The 18,404-nt window shown below is 71.2% G+C and carries 17 protein-coding genes and 1 tRNA gene; 10 read left to right on the plus strand and 8 right to left on the minus strand.

The genetic code is table 11. The features are described 5' to 3' along the window. The first annotated feature begins 105 nt into the window (after positions 1-105). From I847_RS0120040 to I847_RS0120055, 4 genes are read left to right on the plus strand one after another with little or no spacing between them, the layout of a single operon-like run. The gene (locus I847_RS0120040; protein ID WP_028051125.1) at positions 106-945 is read left to right on the plus strand and encodes a DUF881 domain-containing protein; all 840 of its coding nucleotides are present in this window, start codon (positions 106-108) and stop codon (positions 943-945) included. Then, entirely contained in the window at positions 942-1,685 is a 744-nt protein-coding gene (locus I847_RS0120045) for a class E sortase (RefSeq protein WP_028051126.1), read from the plus strand. The genes I847_RS0120040 and I847_RS0120045 overlap by 4 nt, the downstream gene beginning before the upstream one ends. Positions 1,686-1,698: 13 nt before the next feature. Beyond that, a complete protein-coding gene (locus I847_RS27245) occupies positions 1,699-1,857 on the plus strand; it encodes a hypothetical protein (RefSeq protein WP_034611351.1) in 159 nt (52 codons plus the stop codon). A 1-nt stretch (position 1,858) separates the two neighbouring features. Then, positions 1,859-2,482 (plus strand): aminodeoxychorismate/anthranilate synthase component II, encoded by a 624-nt coding sequence (locus tag I847_RS0120055; protein ID WP_028051127.1) that lies wholly within the window; start codon positions 1,859-1,861, stop codon positions 2,480-2,482. Between the two features lie 64 nt (positions 2,483-2,546). On the opposite strand, the gene pknB is transcribed toward I847_RS0120055, so the two are convergent. From pknB to I847_RS0120090, 7 genes are read right to left on the minus strand one after another with little or no spacing between them, the layout of a single operon-like run. After that, positions 2,547-4,556 carry a Stk1 family PASTA domain-containing Ser/Thr kinase gene (gene pknB, locus I847_RS0120060; RefSeq protein WP_034611353.1) on the minus strand — a complete coding sequence of 670 codons (2,010 nt, stop codon included), beginning with the start codon at positions 4,554-4,556 and terminating at the stop codon, positions 2,547-2,549. Next, a complete protein-coding gene (locus I847_RS26385) occupies positions 4,556-5,866 on the minus strand; it encodes a serine/threonine-protein kinase (RefSeq protein WP_081681189.1) in 1,311 nt (436 codons plus the stop codon). The genes pknB and I847_RS26385 overlap by 1 nt, the downstream gene beginning before the upstream one ends. Continuing rightward, the gene (locus I847_RS0120070) at positions 5,863-7,314 is read right to left on the minus strand and encodes a penicillin-binding protein 2 (RefSeq protein ID WP_028051129.1); all 1,452 of its coding nucleotides are present in this window, start codon (positions 7,312-7,314) and stop codon (positions 5,863-5,865) included. The genes I847_RS26385 and I847_RS0120070 overlap by 4 nt, the downstream gene beginning before the upstream one ends. Next, entirely contained in the window at positions 7,311-8,738 is a 1,428-nt protein-coding gene (locus tag I847_RS25040; RefSeq protein ID WP_034611355.1) for an FtsW/RodA/SpoVE family cell cycle protein, read from the minus strand. Before I847_RS25040 ends, I847_RS0120070 begins: the two co-directional genes overlap by 4 nt. A gap of 34 nt (positions 8,739-8,772) precedes the next feature. Beyond that, positions 8,773-9,996: a Stp1/IreP family PP2C-type Ser/Thr phosphatase gene (locus I847_RS25045; protein ID WP_081681190.1), complete on the minus strand. Its 1,224-nt coding sequence runs from the start codon at positions 9,994-9,996 to the stop codon at positions 8,773-8,775. A gap of 4 nt (positions 9,997-10,000) precedes the next feature. Then, complete coding sequence (locus I847_RS0120085; RefSeq protein WP_028051130.1) at positions 10,001-10,492, minus strand: FHA domain-containing protein; 492 nt, start codon at positions 10,490-10,492, stop codon at positions 10,001-10,003. Between the two features lie 9 nt (positions 10,493-10,501). After that, a complete protein-coding gene (locus I847_RS0120090) occupies positions 10,502-11,212 on the minus strand; it encodes a DUF3662 and FHA domain-containing protein (RefSeq protein ID WP_028051131.1) in 711 nt (236 codons plus the stop codon). 227 nt (positions 11,213-11,439) lie between these two features. Here I847_RS0120090 and I847_RS0120095 point away from each other — a divergent pair. The 6 genes from I847_RS0120095 to I847_RS0120120 all read left to right on the plus strand — a co-directional run bounded on the left by I847_RS0120095 (position 11,440) and on the right by I847_RS0120120 (position 15,580). Next, a tRNA-Leu gene (locus tag I847_RS0120095) sits at positions 11,440-11,522 on the plus strand. Between the two features lie 315 nt (positions 11,523-11,837). Continuing rightward, positions 11,838-12,272, plus strand: coding sequence for an NAD(+)--rifampin ADP-ribosyltransferase (arr, locus tag I847_RS0120100; protein WP_028051132.1), 435 nt, complete (start codon positions 11,838-11,840; stop codon positions 12,270-12,272). A 91-nt stretch (positions 12,273-12,363) separates the two neighbouring features. Then, positions 12,364-12,732, plus strand: a complete 369-nt coding sequence (locus I847_RS0120105) for a helix-turn-helix transcriptional regulator (RefSeq protein ID WP_028051133.1) — start codon at positions 12,364-12,366, stop codon at positions 12,730-12,732. Beyond that, positions 12,729-13,205, plus strand: a complete 477-nt coding sequence (locus I847_RS0120110) for an SRPBCC domain-containing protein (protein WP_028051134.1) — start codon at positions 12,729-12,731, stop codon at positions 13,203-13,205. Before I847_RS0120105 ends, I847_RS0120110 begins: the two co-directional genes overlap by 4 nt. 44 nt (positions 13,206-13,249) lie before the next feature. After that, positions 13,250-13,882 carry a GyrI-like domain-containing protein gene (locus I847_RS0120115; protein WP_196804636.1) on the plus strand — a complete coding sequence of 211 codons (633 nt, stop codon included), beginning with the start codon at positions 13,250-13,252 and terminating at the stop codon, positions 13,880-13,882. Positions 13,883-14,014: 132 nt separating this feature from the next. Further along, positions 14,015-15,580: an AMP-binding protein gene (locus tag I847_RS0120120; protein WP_034611356.1), complete on the plus strand. Its 1,566-nt coding sequence runs from the start codon at positions 14,015-14,017 to the stop codon at positions 15,578-15,580. Between the two features lie 3 nt (positions 15,581-15,583). Here the strand turns inward: I847_RS0120120 and I847_RS0120125 are convergent, their stop codons facing one another. After that, on the minus strand, positions 15,584-18,385 hold the full coding sequence (locus tag I847_RS0120125) for an FtsX-like permease family protein (protein ID WP_028051137.1): 2,802 nt from the start codon (positions 18,383-18,385) through the stop codon (positions 15,584-15,586). Positions 18,386-18,404 lie beyond the last annotated feature (19 nt).

Below are 18,404 nucleotides of genomic sequence, written 5' to 3' on the forward strand. Positions count from 1 at the left end.
CACGGAGCCGGCACATCGTGACCTAGCGTAGTGGGCGCCAGCACGTGCTCCTTCCGCTTGGCGCCGCTCTCTTCTGTCCTCCAGTTCCCGCTCCAGGAGCCGAACGTGACCGACCACCCGCACCGGGCCCGCCGCTTGATCGCGCGCGGGACCCTCTCGGTGGCGCTCGTGCTCGCCCTTTCCGGGGCTCTGTTCGCAGCGAACGCCAAGTTCGCGCACGGCTCCGGCGAGCGGCACCCGCAGGACCTCGTGGAGCTGACGAAGGCGGAGGCCAGCCGGGTCGAACGGCTGTCCACGCAGGTGGATGGGCTGCACGCGGACGTCGTCGGCCTGACGGACGCGGAGAACGCCCAGTCCGGGACCGAGGTCGGCGAGCCGAGCGAGGGCTACCTGGTCGAGGGCGGGCTCGTGCCCGTGGAGGGTCCGGGCCTGACCGTACGGATGAACGACGCGCCGCCCGACTCGCCTCGTCGCGACGACGTCAGCCCGGACACCCTGGTGGTGCACCAGCAGGACATCCAGGCTGTCATGAACGCCCTGTGGGCCGGCGGTGCCGAGGCGATGGAGATCATGGACCAGCGGATCATCTCGACCAGTGCCATCCACTGCGCCGGGAACGTCCTGCGGCTGCACGGTCGCATCTACTCGCCGCCCTACGTGATCCGCGCGATCGGGAACCCCGACAAGCTCCGCCGAGCACTCTCGGCGTCCGACGAGGTGCAGTACTACGTCCAGGACTCGGATCGAGTGGGTCTGGGCTGGTCGGTGTCCGACTCGAACAGGTCGTCGCCGCTGAAGCTGTCGGCGTACTCGGGCCCCACGGACCTCGAGGCGGCCCAGGTCCCGGAGGGCACGGAGATCCTTCCGGGGCTCGCCGACGCCGAGGCGCGCGAGCGCGACCCGTCGAGCCGTGCCCGAGCACGGACCGGGCAGGCGGCTCCGTGAGCCGCACGCGGAACGCGGTGTTCGGCACCATCGGCGTGATCGGCGAGGTGCTCATCACCATCGGGGTGCTGCTGTTCGCGTTCCTCGTCTGGCAGCTCTGGTGGACCGACGTCGTCGGCAACCGTGCGCAGGCCCAGATCGTGGCCGAGCTGCCGTTCGAGCCGGTGCCGTCGCCCACGCCGTCGGGCACCCTGGCGGCAGTGCCCGTGATCGCGCCGCCCCGGCACGACGACCCACCGGTCATGGACGAGCCGCCGCACGCGACCACGTTCGCGACGATGCAGGTGCCGCGCTGGGACGGGGAACCTGCTCGGCCGGTCAGTGAGGGCACCGACCGCGCAGGCGTGCTCGACGTCCTCGGCATCGGGCACTACAAGGGCACCGCGATGCCAGGGGGTGTCGGCAACTTCGCCGTCGCCGGCCACCGCACCACGTACGCGAAGCCGTTCAACCGGATCGCCGAGCTGAAGGCCGGCGACCCGATCGTCGTCCGGACGACGGACAACATCTGGTACGTCTACCGCGTCACGTCGACGCAGATCGTCGAGCCGTCCGACATCGGGGTCATCGCACCGGTGCCCGGGAAGCCCGGTGAGACACCGACCGAGCGGATGATCACGCTGACCACCTGCCACCCGATGTTCTCGGCGCGGCAGCGGTACATCGTGCACGGCGTGCTCGACTACTGGGCCCCCACCGCGGACGGGATTCCCGCAGAGCTTGCCGGTGGCGCATCATGAGCGGAGGGCGTTGATGTACGGATGGCTCTGGCGGCATCTGCCGGGACCCGTGGTCGTTCGTGTGCTGATCCTCGCGGTCGCCGCGGCCGCGGTGCTGGTGGTCTGCTTCGCGTGGGTGTTCCCGGCGGTGGCGCCGCACATGCCGTTCAACGAGACGACAGTAGGTGAGTGACATGACGCGCATCCTGGTGATCGACAACTACGACTCGTTCGTCTACACGATCGTCGGCTACCTCAACCAGCTCGGTGCCGAGACGGTCGTCGTGCGCAACGACGCCGTGCCACCGGTCGCCGAACGCGGCGGCTTCGACGGCGTCCTCGTCTCGCCCGGGCCGGGAACGCCTGCCGAGGCCGGCGCGAGCATGCAGGTCATCCGTGAGTGCGCGGCGTCGGGCACCCCGATGCTCGGCGTGTGCCTCGGTCACCAGGCGCTCGGCGAGGTGTTCGGAGGCGTCGTGACGCACGCGCCCGAGCTCATGCACGGCAAGACCAGCCAGATCGAGCACAAGGGCGTGGGCGTGCTGGCCGGCCTGCCGGACCCGTTCACCGCCACGCGGTACCACTCGCTGGCGGTCGTGAACGACACGGTGTCCGACGAGCTCGACGTCACCGCGACCGCTCACGGCATCATCATGGGCCTGCAGCACCGAGAGCTCCCGCTGTTCGGCGTGCAGTTCCACCCCGAGTCCGTGCTGACCGAGGGCGGCCACCGACTGCTGGCCAACTGGCTCGAGATCTGCGGCGACGACGAGGCCGTCGCCCGCTCGCAGGGCCTGCACCCGCTCGTCCGACTCTGACCCGCACGCGACGAAGGGGCCGCCCATCGCTGGACGGCCCCTTCGTCGCGTCGTGCGTCAGCCGTCAGGGGTTGGGGTTGTCCCCCGTACCGGTCCCGGTCCCGGTGCCGTTGTTCTGGGCCTCCGGGTCCGGCCCCTTCGAGACGTGGACGTTGATCTGCTGGTCGAACGTCACCTCGTCGCCGGCGTTCGGTTCGGTGCGGAGCACCTCGTCCTTGGGCCGATCCGAGGCCTCGTCGATCCGGTTGATGTTCTCCAGGCCCGCGGCGTTGAGGGCGGACACCACCTGGTCGTAGGTCTGGCCGGCGAGGTCCTCGGGGACCGTGGTCGTGGTCTTCGCGATCGCGATCACCAGGGTGATCGTGCGCCCCTGCTTCACCAGGGTGCCGGGTGCCTGGTCCTGCGAGACGACGGTTCCCGGCACCTCCTCGGACGGTTCCTCGGAGGTGTTGCCCAGCAGTCCCACCGCGTTCAGCGCGTCGAGCGCCTCCTGCTTCGGCTTGCCCTCGACGTTCGGGACCTCGACGTTGCCGCTGGACACGGACAGCGTCACGGCGGTGCCGGTCGGAACACTCGTACCCGCGGCGGGGTCCGTGGCGGTGACCTGGCCCTGCGGGTACTTCGGATCGTTCACCGGCGTCCTGGTCGCGTTCACCGTCAGCCCGAGGTCGGTCAGTGCGGTGACGGCGTCCTGCTCGGTCTTCCCGGTGACGTCAGGCACGGCGACGGCGCCCTTGCCCGACGAGATGGTCGCCGTGACGGTGTCGCCTTCGGCAATCTCCTTGTTGGCCTCGGGGTTGGTACTGATCACAGCACCTTGGGCCACCGTCTCGCTGGGCGCCTGGACCGGGGTGCCCCAGACGAACCCCGCCTCCTCGATGGCGCTCTGCGCGGCGGCGGCCTGCTGGTTCGTCACGTCGGGGACCGCCACCAGGGTGGGCTCGTCGCGACGATCACCGAGCAGCAGCCAGAGGATGCCCGCGACCGCCAGGGCGGCGATCGCGATCAGGACCCAGAGCCAGACCCTGCTGCGCGAGTCGTCGAGGTCGTCGTCCGGCATCGTCGCCAGCGTGCCCGTCGCCTGCCACGGCGTGGCGGGCGGAAGGGTCTGGGTCGTCGCGACGGGTGCAGCCATGAGCTGCGTGGAGTCGACGGCCGACGCCGCGACGACGGCCGCGGCCGCCGCAGCTCCGACGGCGGGTGCGGTCACGACCCCGCCTCGGACGGCGGCCTCGAGGTCGGCACGGAACTCGGCTGCCGACGAGTAGCGCGAGTCGCGCTCCTTGGCGAGGGCCTTGAGGGTGATCCGGTCGAGCGTGTCGGGCACGTCCGACGCGAACGAGCTGGGGACCGGCGCAGCCTCACGGACGTGCTGGTAGGCGACGGCCACCGGGGAGTCCCCGGTGAACGGCGGGCGCCCCGTGAGCAGCTCGAACAGCAGGCAGCCGGTGGAGTACAGGTCGGAGCGGGCGTCGACGGTCTCGCCGCGGGCCTGCTCGGGCGACAGGTACTGCGCCGTCCCGATCACGGCCTGCGTCTGCGTCATCGTCGCCGCGGAGTCGGCGACGGCCCGGGCGATGCCGAAGTCCATGACCTTGACTGCGCCCGTGGGCGTGAGCATCACGTTGGCCGGCTTGATGTCGCGGTGCACGATGCCCGCGTGGTGGGAGTACTCGAGCGCGGACAGCACGCCCGCCGCGATGTCGACGGCCTCCTCGATGGGCACGGCGTGGCCGTCGCGAAGGATGTCCCGGACCGTGTGGCCCTCGACGTACTCCATGACGATGAACGGCACGTGCGCGACGACGCCCGTCGGCTCGGTGAACACGTCCTCGCCGGTGTCGTAGACCGACACGATCGCGGGGTGGTTCAGGGAGGCGGCCGACTGCGCCTCGCGGCGGAACCGGTTCTGGAAGCTCGGGTCGCGGGCCAGGTCGGAACGCAGGATCTTGATGGCCACCGTGCGACCGAGCCGGGTGTCGTGGCCGATGTGCACCTCGGCCATGCCGCCACGCCCGATGAGCTCGCCGACCTCGTACCGTCCGGCGAGGATCCGGGATCCGTCGTCCACCACTAGGCGTCCTCTGCTTCCATTGATGCCGTGCCCGTCATGGTCGGCGCGGTAAGGCGGTACTGGGCACGACCGTACGGGCCGATCATCGCATCCCCACCCACGGCAGAAGAGTATCCGGCGGTGATCGTGCGCGGGTCGGCCCGGCCCGGCGGTGGACCTGCCACCAGCACCGCCGTCGGCGTCGCTGTTCCCCCGGGGGGACCGTCCGCGTTGAGGAGCACCTTCGCGGCGAACGCACCGAGCAGGGCGACCAGCACGAGGACCAGGGCGAGGACGGGCCAGAACCACCGGTGGTCGGCCGTGGGAGGCGGTGGTGCCGCGTGCGAGCGGCGCGGCGCCGCCGGTTCCTCGAGCCGCCGGGTGCGGCGCGGGGGGTAGGACGGTGGCCGGTCGGCGGGCAGGGCCGGTGTCGTGGGCGTCGCCGCGGTCGCGAAGGCGTCCGGCGGGCGTGTCGGATTCTGCTCGACCACCATCGGGACCCCGCTGGGCGGTGTGCGCGGGACGAGCCTGTCCAGCAGCTCCGCGAGCTCCTCGCCCGACTGCGGCCGGCGGGCCGGCTCCTTGGACAGCAGCTTCATGACGAGGTCCACCAACGGCTTGTCGACGCTCGCGGGCAGTGCCGGCACCGGGTTGTTGACGTGGGCGACGGCGATGTCGACGGCCGTCGGACCGGTGAACGGTCGGTGCCCGACGAGGGCTTCGTACGCGATGATCCCCAAGGAGTACAGGTCCGACAGCGGGGTCGCCGGGTGCCCGACGGCCTGCTCGGGCGAGAGGTACTGCGCCGTCCCCATGACCATGCCGGTCGCCGTCATGGTCACCTGGTTGCGGGCGAGCGAGACGCCGAAGTCCGTGATCTTCACGCGGCCGCCCCGTCCCAGCAGGATGTTGCCCGGCTTCACGTCACGGTGGACGACGCCAGCGATGTGGGCGGCGTGCAGGCCGCGGGCGGTCTGCGCGAGGATCGGCAGCAGCCTTCTCGTGGCCAGCACCGGCTCCCGTTCGAGCAGGTCGGACAGCGGCTCCCCGACCACGAGCTCCATGACGAGGAACCCCGAACCGTCCTGCTCGCCGTAGTCGAACAGCTGCGCGATGTTGGGGTGCGACAGGGACGCGGAGTTGCGCGCCTCCGTGCGGAACCGCTCGAGGAACCCTCGGTCACCGGCGAACTCCGAGCGCAGCACCTTGACCGCGACCGGCCGCGCGAGGGCGTCGTCGTGCGCCTCCCACACCTCACCCATGCCGCCGACCGCGATCTGCCGGACCAGCCGGTAGCGCTCGCCGAGGGCCACGCCCGCCGCCGTCTTCATGAGCCGAGCACCGCCTCGATGACGGCCTTGGCGATCGGCGCGGCCACATGGCCCCCGGTGGCCTCGTTGCCGAGATTGCCACCGTGCTCGACCAGGACCGCGACCGCGACCCTCGGGTTGTCGGCGGGCGCGAACGCGGTGAACCACGCGTGCGGCGGCTGGTCGGCGGTCGTCTGCGCCGTGCCAGTCTTGCCGGCCACCTGCACGCCGGGGATCTGCGCGGCGGTGCCGGTCCCGGACTGGACGACGCCGATCATCATCTGCGTCAGAGCCGCGGCCGTGGCGGGCGAGACCGCCGTCGAGTAGAGCTGTGGCTTGGTCACCTGGACGGTCGTGAGGTCCGCCGACCGCACCGTGTCCACGAGATACGGCGTCATCAGCCGGCCGTCGTTGGCGATCGCCGCGGACACCATGGCCATCTCGATCGGCGTCGCCTGCACGTCGTGCTGACCGATCGCCGACTGGGCGGTCTGGGGCGCGTTGAGGTCGGCGGGGAAGATGCTCTGGACGACGCCCATGGGGATCGTCTGACCGGGGTCGTTGAACCCGAACTTCTCGGCCTGCGTGCGCAGCGCGTCCGCGCCGACGTTCAGACCCAGCTGCGCGAACGCGGTGTTGCACGAGACGCGCAGCGCGTCGGCGAGCGTGATGGGGTCGGTCCCGCACCCCTCGCCACCGAAGTTGCCGATCGTCGCAGTCGTCTGCGGCAGGTCCAGTGCGAGCGGTGCCGGCAGGGTCGAGGCGGGGGTGTACTCGCCGCTCTCCAGGGCTGCCGCCGCGGTGACCAGCTTGAACGTCGAGCCCGGCGCGTACCGCTCCTTGATCGCGTTGCTGCGCAACGGGTTGCCGGGTGCGGCGTCGAGCGCCTGGTACGCGGCGCTCGCGGCCGCCGTGTCGTGCGTCGCCAGGGCGTTCGCGTCGAAGCCGGGGGTGCTCACGAGGGCGAGGATCTTCCCGGTCGACGGCTCGATCGCCACGACCGCGCCCTGCTGGTCGCCCAGCCCGGCGACCGCGGCCGCCTGCGCGGCGGCGTTGATCGTCGTCTCGACCGCGGCGCCCTCAGGCTTGCGCCCCGTGATGAGGTCCCGGATCCGCGTGAAGAAGAGCTGGTCGCCCTTGCCGGTGAGTGCCGCGTTCGCGGCGTTCTCCAGCTCGGACTTGCCGTTGACGATCGAGTAGAAGCCGGTGACCGCCGAGTACGTGGTGCCGTCGGTGTACTGGCGCTGGTAGCCGTAGGGGTCGTCGACCGGCGTCGAGAAGGCGATCGCCTTGCCACCGACGACGATCGGGCCGCGCGCGTTCCCGTACTCCCGGTACAGGCCGCGCACGTTGCGGGTGTCGTTGTTGAGCTTGTCCGCCTGGGCGTACTGCACCCACGTCGCACTGCCGATGAGGACGACGAACATGGCCATGACCACGGTGGCGAGCCGGCGTAGCGGGGTGTTCACGAGATCCCGCCGATGACCTCGGTGGGCTGGTCGCCGCCCGCCGCGACCTGCGGTACGCCGGCGATCGGGGTCGCCACGCGCACGTTCCGGGCGGGCCGGCGGGCCTCGTCGGAGATCCGGAGCAGGAGCGCGACGATGACCCAGTTGGCGACGAGCGACGAGCCGCCGTACGCGATGAACGGCGTCACCAGGCCGGTCACCGGGATGACCCGCGTCACTCCTCCGACCACGACGAACGTCTGCAGCGCCACGATGAACGCGAGCCCGCCCGCGAGCAGCTTGCCGAACCCGTCGCGCACCCCGATTGCCGTGCGGAAGCCACGCTGGGCCAGGATCAGGTAGCACATCAGGATCGCGATGAGGCCGGTCAGGCCCAGCTCCTCGCCGAGGGACGCGACGATGAAGTCCGACTCCGCGAAGGGCACCAGGTCCGGCCGGCCGTCGCCCCAGCCTGTGCCGAACAGACCGCCGCTGGCCATGCCGAACAGGCCGCGGACCAGCTGCCCGGACCCGCCGTAGGCCTTGTCGAACACGGCCGGGTCGAACGCGTGCAGCCACGCGTCGAACCGGGCGCCGACGTGCGAGAACGCCGTGGCCGCCAGGCCCGCGCCGACGACGAAGAGCAGGAGGCCGATGATCACCCAGGACAGGCGTTCGGTGGCCAGGTAGAGCATGGCGACGAACAGACCGAAGAACAGCAGCGAGGTGCCGAGGTCGCGCTCGAGGACGAGGACGGCGACCGAGGCAGCCCACACGACGAGGATGGGACCGAGGTCCTGCGCACGCGGCAGGTGCAGCCCGAGCACCTTGGGACCCGCGAGCGCGAGCGCGTCCCGGTGCGTCACGAGGTACCCCGCGAAGAAGATGGCGAACGCGATCTTGGCGAACTCGGCGGGCTGGAACCCGACCCCACCGACGCGCACCCAGATCCGTGCACCATTGAGGAGCACCCCGATTCCCGGCACCAGGGGCAGCAGGGTCAGGGCCAGGCCGGCGATGCCTGCGGTGTACGTGTACCGGCGCAGGGTGCGGTGGTCACGCAGCAGGATCAGCACGGCGGCCGCGAGGACCACCGAGATCGCGGTCCACACCAGCTGACGGTCGGCGAACCCGTGCGGCCGCCCCCGGGCCTCGTACGCGAAGTCGATGCGGTAGATCATCGCCAGGCCGATGCCGTTGAGCGCCACGGTGATCGGCAGGATCACCGGGTCGGCGTACGGCGCCCGCCAGCGCAGGACCAGGTGGATGCCGACGGCGAGCACGGCCATGCCGAGGCCGTACTCGAGGACGTCGGGTGGAACCTTGTCGGTGGTGCCGATGCCGACCAGCACGTACGACGCCACGCCGATCGCGAGCGCGAGCACCAGCAACCCGAGCTCGACGCCGCGGCCGGCTCGCACCGCGTGCGGTTGGACGGTTGCCATCAGAGCCTGCTCACGGGCCCGCTCAGACGGGTGCTCACGAGCCCGTGTCGTCCTGGAGCATGACGACCTGGGCGCGTGCGTCGTCGAGCGAGTCTGCCTGGATCGTCTGGAGGAGACGTTGGCGCAGGTATGCCGAGCGCAGGTCGTCGACGACCGTGCCCGAGTGCTCGATCGGCGACGACAGGTCGATCGGGCCGAGGCTCTGCGGGACGCCGCGGAAGATGGTGATCTCGCCGTCGTCGACGCCCACGTAGTACTGCGTGTTCAGCCACGCGACCGCCAGGCCGATGCCACCCAGGACCACGAGGACGCCGGCGACCCAGGCGATCAGCACCGGCCAGCGCCGACGCGGCTCCGGCTCGTCGTCCTCGTCGAGGTCCTCCTCGACCGGCTCGGGCTCGTCAGGCTTGGTCAGGCCGGCTGCGCGGGCGGCGGGTCCGTCGTCGGCGGCCGTCGGGTCGTTGCGGGTCAGGGCCGCGGCGCCGACCACGGTCGCGTGCGTCGTCGGGCCCTGGCCGTCCGCGACGTCGTCGAGCTCGATGACGTCCGCGAGCACGACGGTGATGTTGTCGCCGCCGCCGGCGCGCAGAGCCAGCTGGACCAGCCGGTCGGCGCAGCTGTCGACGTCGTCGATCGTGGCCATGGTCTCTTCGATGGTCTCGGCGCTCACGAACCCCGACAGGCCGTCGGAGCACAGCAACCATCGGTCACCGGGCCGCGCCTCGCGCACCGACAGGTCGGGCGCGACATCCGGGTCGAAGTCGCCGAGCACCCGCATGACGACCGAGCGCTGCGGGTGGACCTCGGCCTCCTCGGGCGTGATCCGGCCGATGTCCACGAGGTGCTGCACGAAGGTGTGGTCGGTGGTGACCTGCGTGAGCTCCTTGTTGCGCATGAGGTAGCCGCGCGAGTCGCCCAGGTGCACCATCGCCAGCTTGTTGCCGGCGCGCAGGATGGCCAGCACCGTCGTGCCCATGCCGGCGAGCTCCGGGTCGGTCTCGCTGCGCTGGATGATCTCCTCGCGCGCGTCGGCGAGCGCCGCCTCCAGCTGGTCCAGGGCGTCGTCGGACCCGTGCGACTCCCCGTCCAACGGCGCGAACGCCGCCACCGCGACAGACGACGCGACGTCACCCCCGGCGTGACCGCCCATCCCGTCAGCGACCATGAGGAGGTGAGGCCCGGCGTACGCCGAGTCCTGGTTGTTGGAGCGCACGAGCCCGACATCGGACCGTGCCGCATATCTCAGTGCGACGGTCACCGGGTTACCTCTGCAGCTCGAGCACGCTCTGTCCCACGCGGACCGGTGTACCGGTCGGCAGCGGAGTTGGGGCCCCGACGCGCTGGTCCGCCACGAATGTCCCGTTCGTCGATCCGAGGTCCTCGACGAACCACTGGCCACCCTGCGGGTAGATCCGTGCGTGCCGCGACGACGAGTAGTCGTCGTCGAGGACGAGCGTGCAGCTGGGGGCGCGACCGAGCAGGACCGCCGACGACCCGAGCGGGATGATCGTGCCACGCAGCGGGCCCTCGGTGACCACGAGCCGGCTGGGACCTGCGGATCTGGCCTGCCGGGGCGGGGCTGGGGTCGGCTGGGCCGTCACGCCGGCGGGTTGGGGGACGCGGGCCTTGCGACGACGGTCGGTGATCCGCGTGCCGTACAGGTCCCGTCTGAGCACGGCGATCGACGTGAGCACGAACACCCACAGCAGCGCCAGGTAACCCAGCCGCAGCAGGGTGATCGTCAGCTCACTCATGCGCCGACGTCACTCGTCCAGGTCCGGCTCGCCGCCTGTCCAGAACAGGATCCGGGTGCGGCCGATGGTCAGCGTGTTGCCGTCCAGCAAGGTCGCAGCCGGGACCTGGTGGCCCTCGACGAAGAGCCCGTTGGTGGAGCCCATGTCGCTCGCGATCACGCCGTCCGGCGTCACCTTGATCTCCAGGTGCCTCCGCGAGACGCCAGGGTCGTCGACGATGATGTCCGCCTCGGACCCCCGGCCGATCACCGTGACCGGCCCGGTGAGGATGTACCGCTGACCGTCGATGTCCACCAAGGGGTGCCGCGCGCTCGGCGTCGCGGTCGCCGCGGCAGGTGCCACAGCACCGCGGACGGTCGCGCTGATCACCCGGAAGCGGGCCGCTTCGAGCTCCGTGTCCTCGCTGAACCGCACCGTGACCGGTCCGACGAACGCGAAGCGCTGACCGGCGGCGTAGTCCGTGACGTTCGCCGCGAACTCGTCCGCCAGTGCCTCTGCGCCCCACGACTCGACCTGGTCGTAGTCCGAGGTGGCCAGCTCGATGGTGAACTCGTTGGGCACCACGGTGCGGTCACGACCGACGACAGCGGCCCGCTCGTCCACCTCACGGCGTAGCGCGCTGGACAGGTCGAGCGGCTTGAGCTCGCTCTTGAAGGCCTTGGCGAACGCGTTGTTGACCACCCGCTCCACGCCGTTCTCGAACCTGTCGAGGATGCCCACGCCCACCTCCTTCACGCGTTCTTCGCCGGCTCGTGCCGCGCCTGACCTGCGCACGGCTGTGCCTGTTGTCACTCGATGGTATCCGGGCAGCGCGCGTCGGGGACCCGGATGTCGGCGCGTCCCCGCGCGGCGATCGGGAGGTACGCCCGATCGGGTGCCTCGTCGCGTCTGGCCCGCCACGGCTGTGTTCGAGTGGCCTGCCGCACCGTGCTAATGTTCTCCGGCGCGCGCGAGTGGCGGAACGGCAGACGCGCTGGCTTCAGGTGCCAGTGTCCGAAAGGGCGTGGGGGTTCAAATCCCCCCTCGCGCACAGGTGAATAGTTCGAAACTCCCGGTCAGGGTTCTCTGGCCGGGAGTTTCGTCGTTGGTGGGGTGCTGCGGCGCGTCGTCCGCTCGGCGGCGGGCCTCGCGGCGTGCCGGCGGCTCACGGGCAGGGTGCGGGGGGCGCTTCGGGGTTGCTGGAGTCAGGCTCCGTGCCACGATTCTGCGGAGTCGCGCGGTGGACTGGTGGGGACCGTCGGGAAGCCAGCCCCAGCAGCTCGGCCTCGACCAGGACGTCGCCGGCCAGCAGAGCGGGCGCTCGCGAAGGACAGGATCGATGAACGACAGCGCAGGTGAACGACGGATGGTCACGTTCGACGACTACGGCCACATCGCCGGGCCGTTCTACCACGGCACGAAATCGGAGGTCGAGGTCGGGACGGAGCTGGTCGCCGGCTTCGGGTCGAACTTCCAGGCGGGCAGGGTGTCGAACAACATCTACTTCACCGCGCTCGTCGACACCGCCGCCTGGGGAGCGGAGCTGGCCAGTGCCCTGGCCGGCAACCCGGATCGCGGGCACATCTACGTGGTCGAGCCGCTCGGCCCGTTCGAGGATGACCCGAACGTGACCGACAAGCGGTTCCCGGGCAACCCGACGCAGTCCTACCGGACCCGGCACCCGCTGCGGGTGGTCGAGGAGCTGGCTGACTGGGACGGCCACGAGCCCGACGCGCTGGCGAGGATGCTCGACCACCTCGCGCAGCTGCGCGAGCAGGGCCTCGACGTCATCGAGGACTAGCAGCTCGTCCCCTCGTCTCGACGGGCGGGCTTGATACGTAGGAACAATCCTACGTACTATGACGCCGTGACCAACGACCGGACGCCGTGACGTGCCCCGCCGCAGCAGGAGCGCACCACTGGACCGCCTCGTCGGCGCGCTGGCCAACCCGACCCGGCGGGACATCCTCGACGCGCTGCTCGAGCGCGAGCAGACGGTCACTGAGCTCGCCGCTCGGTTCGACATGGCCCGCCCGAGCGTGTCCGAGCACCTCGCTTCGCTCCGGGCGGGCGGCCTCGTCGACGAGCGAACGAGCGGACGCCACCGGTACTACTCGGTGACCCCCGGACCGCTGCAGGAGCTCGCCGACTGGCTCACGCCGTACGAACGCTTCTGGCGGGGTCGGATGCGGGACCTCGGCACCGTGCTGGACCAGCTCGAGCAGGACGACCATCCGCACGACGACGAAGGACGACGATGACCAGCACCGACCCGGCCACCCAGAGCAACGACGAGGACCTCACGACGATCGTCGTCGACCAGTTCTACCCGCACCCGCCCGAGCGGGTCTGGCGGGCCCTCACTACACCCGAGCTCCTGGCGCAGTGGCTCATGCCGAACGACTTCCGCGCGGAGGTCGGCCACCGGTTCACCATGCGCGGCCGGCCCGTCGAGGCCACGGGGTTCTCGGGGGTCGTCGCGAGCACGGTGCTCGCCGTCGAGGCGCCACGACTGCTGCGCATCTCCTGGGCCGACGCCGAGGGTGGCAACGCCATGCAGACGACCGTGACGTGGACGCTGCAGGCCGAGGGCGCGGGCACGCGCGTGCTGCTCGAGCAGGCGGGTTTCGACGCGGACGACGCGGTGGACCAGCTGTCCCGGCGCATCATGACCGGTGGCTGGCGCAGCATGATCCTCGCGCGCCTCGGCGAGATCCTGGACGACGCCGCCTAGGTCCTGCACCGCCACGTCCGCGCGGCGCCGTCCTTCCCGACAGGATGGCTCCCGTGACGGACAAGACCGACCTCCGGAAGACCCTGGACGGCTACCGGGCGCCACGGGGCACGTTCCGGATCGTCGACGTCCCGGACTCCCGCTACCTGATGGTCGACGGCCACGGCGACCCGAACACCTCGTCCGCGTTCACGGAGGCGGTCGGTGCGCTCTATCCGGTGGCGTACCCGCTGAAGTTCGCAAGCAAGCGCGAGCTCGGGCGCGACTACGTCGTCCCTCCTCTGGAGGGTCTGTGGTGGGCGACCGACATGGACTCCTTCACGGCGGCGCGCGACAAGTCCCGGTGGGACTGGACCCTGATGCTCCTGGTGCCCGACTGGATCGAGGACACCATGGTCGGCGCCGCGATCGAGCACGCGGCTGCGTCGTCGTCCCGACCCGCCCGGCTCGACGACCTCCGTCTGGAGACCCTGTCCGAGGGCCGGTGCGTCCAGACGTTGCACGTCGGTTCGTTCGACGACGAGGCACCGGTGCTCGCGCGGATGCACGACGAGTTCATCCCCGGCAACGGTCTGCGCATGGTGGGCACGCATCACGAGATCTACCTCAGCGACACGCGCCGGACCGCCCCGGCGAAGCGGCGGACGATCCTGAGGCAGCCCGTCGCCCCGGCGTGAGCACGTGGTGCTCGCCGCGATCTGCCCGTGCACTCGGGGCACCCCGGTCGTCGGGACACGACCGGGTCCAGCCGGTAGCGTCCGGGAGGACGGCCGCGCACACCGACGTGCGCGCCCCCCGAGGAGCTGACCGTGCCGATCGTCAGTCCGTACCCCGACGTCGACATCCCCGACGAGTCGGTCTTCGACTACGTGCTCGCGTCCCTCACGCCCGACGAGCTCCGGACCGTGGCGGTGGTCGACGGGGACCGCACCGTCACGTACGGCGAGCTGGTCGAGCAGGTGCTCCGCGTAGCCGGAGCGCTCGCTGCGCGCGGTGTGCGGACAGGTGACGTGGTGGCGCTGCACGCGCCGAACTCTGCGGCGTTCGCCGCGCTGTTCCACGGGATCCTGCGGGCCGGCGCGACGGTCACCACGGTGAACTCGCTGTACACCGCCGACGACATCCGCCGGCAGCTCGCGGACTCGCACGCGGTGTTCGTCGTGACGGTGTCGGTCCTCAAGGAGCCGATGCTGGCGGCGGCGCACGCCGTCGGGCTGGACGACGACCGGATCGTCGTGGCCGACGGCGTCGAGGGGTTCAGGTCGTTCGCGGACCTGCTCGCCGAGCACCGGGACGCACCGGACGTCTCGTTCGACCCGTCGACCCACCTGGCCGTCCTGCCGTACTCCTCGGGGACCACCGGCCTGGCCAAGGGCGTCATGCTCACGCACCGGAACCTCGTCGCGAACGTCGCGCAGTCACGGGTGCTCATCCGGCTCGGGCCCGAGGACGTCGTCGCCGCGGTCCTGCCCTTCTTCCACATCTACGGGTTGACCGTGCTCCTCAACCTGGCGCTCCGGCAACGGGCGCGCCTGGTCACGCTGCCGCGGTTCGACCTTGCGCAGTACCTCGGCACCGTCGCCACGCAACGCTGCACCTACCTGTTCGTGGCGCCGCCGATCGCCCTCGCCCTCGCGCGGCATCCGCTCGTGGCCGAGCACGACCTGTCGAGCGTGCACACGATCCTGTCGGGTGCGGCGCCGCTGAGCAGCGCGCTCGCGGACGCGGTGGCAGAGCGCCTCGGGTGCCGCGTCGTGCAGGGGTACGGGATGACGGAGATGAGTCCCGTGTCGCACGCGGTCCCCGCCGACCGGGACGACCTGCCGCGGGGGTCGATCGGGGTGCTCCTGCCGAACATGGTGGCGCGGCTGATCGACCCGGGCGACGGGCACGAGATCGCGATCCCGTCGGACGGCATGAGCGCTCCGGGCGAGCTGTGGTGCCAGGGTCCGAACGTGATGGTCGGGTACCTCGGTGACGACGCGGCCACCGCGGAGACGCTCGACGGCGACGGGTTCTTGCACACCGGCGACATCGTGACGGTCGACTCCGGCGGTGCGTTCTACGTGATCGACCGGCTCAAGGAGCTGATCAAGTACCACGGCTACCAGGTACCGCCGGCCGAGCTCGAGGCGCTCCTGCTCACGCATCCCGGGGTGCTCGACGCGGCGGTGATCGGGGTCTCGGACGCCGACGGCGAGGAGACCCCGAAGGCCTTCGTCGTCCGGTCCGGCGACGACCTCGACCCCGACGCCCTGATGGCCTGGGTGGCCGAACGCGTGGCGCCGCACAAGAAGATCCGCCAGGTCGAGCTCGTCGACGCGATCCCGAAGTCCTCGTCGGGAAAGATCCTGCGCAAGGAGCTGCGTTCCTAGGGCTTATTCCTCTGCGAGGAGCTGGGCCATGGGCAGGCGGCGTAGCGAGCGGACGGGCCAGGCGGCGGCGAGCAGGGCGATGAGCAGTCCTGCTCCGGCGCAGACCCCGGCGATCAGGTAGGTCTGGGTCGGCAGAGGGTGGGCGAGGTGCTGGGCGATGAGCAGGGCCCCGCCGGCGCCGACGAGGGAGCCGAGCAGTCCGATGAGGAACGCTTCGTAGCCGGCGAGGCGGGCCAGCGGGCCGTCGCGCCAGCCCGTGGCGCCGAGCAGGGCGAACTCGGCGCCGCGTTCGCGGATGTTCAGGTAGAGCACGTCGGCGACGGTGACGGCACCGAGCAGGACGGTCAGGGCGGCGGCGACGTAGTCGGCGGAGCGGACCTGGACGGTGACGAAGTCACCCAGGACGGTCCCGGAGACGGTGCCGCGGAAGCTGACGCTGATGATGATCAGCACGGTGATCGACAGCACCCCCAGGGCGAGGCTGAGCGCGGCGACCAGCGAGCGTCCCGGGGCGCGGGCGACGTTGCCGGTGGACATGCCGACGATCGTGCGGGGTGTGCGCTTGCGCGCGACCAGCACGACGGGTGGGCGGGTTGCGGCGGCGGGGTTGGCGCGCGTGGCGCGTACCGCGGGCGCGATCGCGGCCAGGACTGCCAGGAGCATCGCGGCGGGCACCGCCAGGGCGAGGTACCCGGGCATCAGGTCGACCCCGAGCACAGGTGCCGCGCCGAGGGCGGCGACGGTCCCGACGACCCCGGCGAGCAGGCCGACGAGGGCGGACTCGCCCATGACGGTCCCGAACAGCCTGCCCGGTCGCCAGCCCAGGCAGGCCAGCACCCCGAGCTCCGTGGACCGGGACCGAACGGCGGCCGAGGTCGCGTTCCCGACGGCCAACGCGCACGCGACCAGCGCGAGGATCGCCAGCAGCAGGCTCTTGGCGTCGATCGCAGACACGACGGCGGCTGCGACCCCCTTCTTCGTCCAGGGCGCGTCGACCGTCAGGGCCGGGCGTCCGTAGGACCCGGCCGGGAGGGTCGTCGCGTGTCCCGCGGTGGACGAGCCCCCGAGGAGGTCGACGTGCAGACCGGTGCGCGAGCTGATCTCGTCCGCGACGGCACGCACACGTTCCAGGGAGGCGTCGTCGAGGCCGATGTGACCGGTGACGCGGACCCGCACGGTGGAGATCGGTGCGGCGGTCGCGGCGGCGACGGGCTCTGATCCTTGGTTGGTGTAGCCGGCCAGGGCACCGAGTGCGTCCAGGCTCGTCAGGAGCACGGGTGCCTGGGCGACAGCACCGTTGAAACCCGTGCTGGGCTCGAGCGGCTTCCCACCGAGTGCCGCCTTCGCCGCGTCGTCGCCAGGCTCCAGCGACGGGGTCGAGTGGATGTCGAACGGCAACCGGGACAGTGGCGGACCGGTCTTCACCTTGTCCGTGTCGAAGATGCCGTCGAGGCTCAGTCGCGCCGGCGGGTTGAAGGTCTCGCCGTCGAACACCTGCTGGTATCCCTGCACCTGCCGTGAGGGGTCGTTCAACGTGATCGGCAGCGGGTGCCCGGCGACGCTGTTGTGCGAGGTCGTACCCCACGGGCCGGTCGGGGGACCCGACTCGGTCGCACGCGGGCCGACGGTCCAGAACGCGTCGAGGTCCTTCCCTGCGCCCAGCTCCTGGTCATCGGAGGGATTCGACGGCGCAATGTAGATGTCACCCACCTGCTGTGGGGGTTCGGGGACGGGGTCCGGCTCGGCCAGGCGGTCGAGGATCTTCGGGTAGACCGACGCGACGTCCAGGCTCCGGGTGCCGACGGTCGTACCCGGGGTGCCGTCCGCCCGCCCGACGGCGGACTCGAGGTACTGGGAAGCGGCGACGTCGTCGACGACCTTCGCGGGCAGCTGCTGGACCTCGAGGTCGACCGTCTGGTCCAACGTCAGGCGGTTCGCCGCGACGACCGGGATCCGGCCCGACTCGGGTGCGTGCAGGTAGTGGCCCTTGACGACCGCCGTGTCGAGACCGGTCAGTGCAGCCTCTTGCGCGGGATCGACGGCGGCCAGGCGCAGCGGCACCGGGAGCACGAGGGAGACCCGAGGGTGTCCACCCTCGCCTCCGGTCGACGTCGGGTCGGAGGACCAGCAGTGCATGTCGAGCCGGTCGGCCGGATCCAGCGGGGCCGCCCCTTCCGTGCCCCGGCTCGCCCACAGACAGAACTTCTGCCGGGTGCCGTCCGGCAAGACCTCGAAGGACGTCGGCCCCACCGGTGCTTCGGGCGAGGGGACCTCCCAGTGGTCCACGACCTTCCACGGCGGGGACGGGGTGTACTCGAGGCGGTTCCGGGTGGCGTAGAGGTAGAGGTCGCCGTCGGTGACGCGGGTGGTGCCGCGGTCGGAGACGAACGTGGGGGTGACCCGGAGGACCTGGTGGTCGAGGGTCGGGTCGATCAGGCCGCTCAGGTCGACGTCGACACGGGTGGCCTGCATGACGTAGCCGACGTCGGCGACGGGTGCGGCGACGGCGACGCCGGGGATGTCCAGGATCTGGTGCCACTTGTCCAGGCTGATGCCGCCCTGGGTCTCGGTGACGGCGTCCGCGTCGAGCAGGGCACCGGCATCACCCTCGCCGGCTCCGGCGCGCACGAGGATGTCGTACAGCGGGCGTGCGTTCTTCGTGACGGTGGCGTGCACGGCCAGGCGGGAGCCCTGGGCGGCGGAGGTCAGCAGGGAGAAGGACGCCACGGCGATCGCGATGGCGGCCAGGGTCGAGGCGACCCGCCCGCGACGGTGGCGCAGCTGGGCCAGGATCACGGTCAGCACGACGCGCCCCCCGGTGTCG

The sequence above is a fragment of the Cellulomonas sp. URHD0024 genome, from assembly GCF_000426185.1.
GTDB lineage: Bacteria > Actinomycetota > Actinomycetes > Actinomycetales > Cellulomonadaceae > Cellulomonas.

Bases quoted from the DNA above. Each gene is read 5' to 3' on its own strand.
- I847_RS27245 (WP_034611351.1), top strand. From the start codon at position 1,699: ATGTACGGATGGCTCTGGCGGCATCTGCCGGGACCCGTGGTCGTTCGT.
- I847_RS0120055 (WP_028051127.1), top strand. From the start codon at position 1,859: ATGACGCGCATCCTGGTGATCGACAACTACGACTCGTTCGTCTACACG.
- I847_RS26385 (WP_081681189.1), bottom strand. From the start codon at position 5,866: ATGAAGACGGCGGCGGGCGTGGCCCTCGGCGAGCGCTACCGGCTGGTC.
- I847_RS25040 (WP_034611355.1), bottom strand. From the start codon at position 8,738: ATGGCAACCGTCCAACCGCACGCGGTGCGAGCCGGCCGCGGCGTCGAG.
- I847_RS0120085 (WP_028051130.1), bottom strand. From the start codon at position 10,492: ATGAGTGAGCTGACGATCACCCTGCTGCGGCTGGGTTACCTGGCGCTG.
- arr (WP_028051132.1), top strand. From the start codon at position 11,838: ATGGTCACGTTCGACGACTACGGCCACATCGCCGGGCCGTTCTACCAC.
- I847_RS0120110 (WP_028051134.1), top strand. From the start codon at position 12,729: ATGACCAGCACCGACCCGGCCACCCAGAGCAACGACGAGGACCTCACG.
- I847_RS0120115 (WP_196804636.1), top strand. From the start codon at position 13,250: ATGGCTCCCGTGACGGACAAGACCGACCTCCGGAAGACCCTGGACGGC.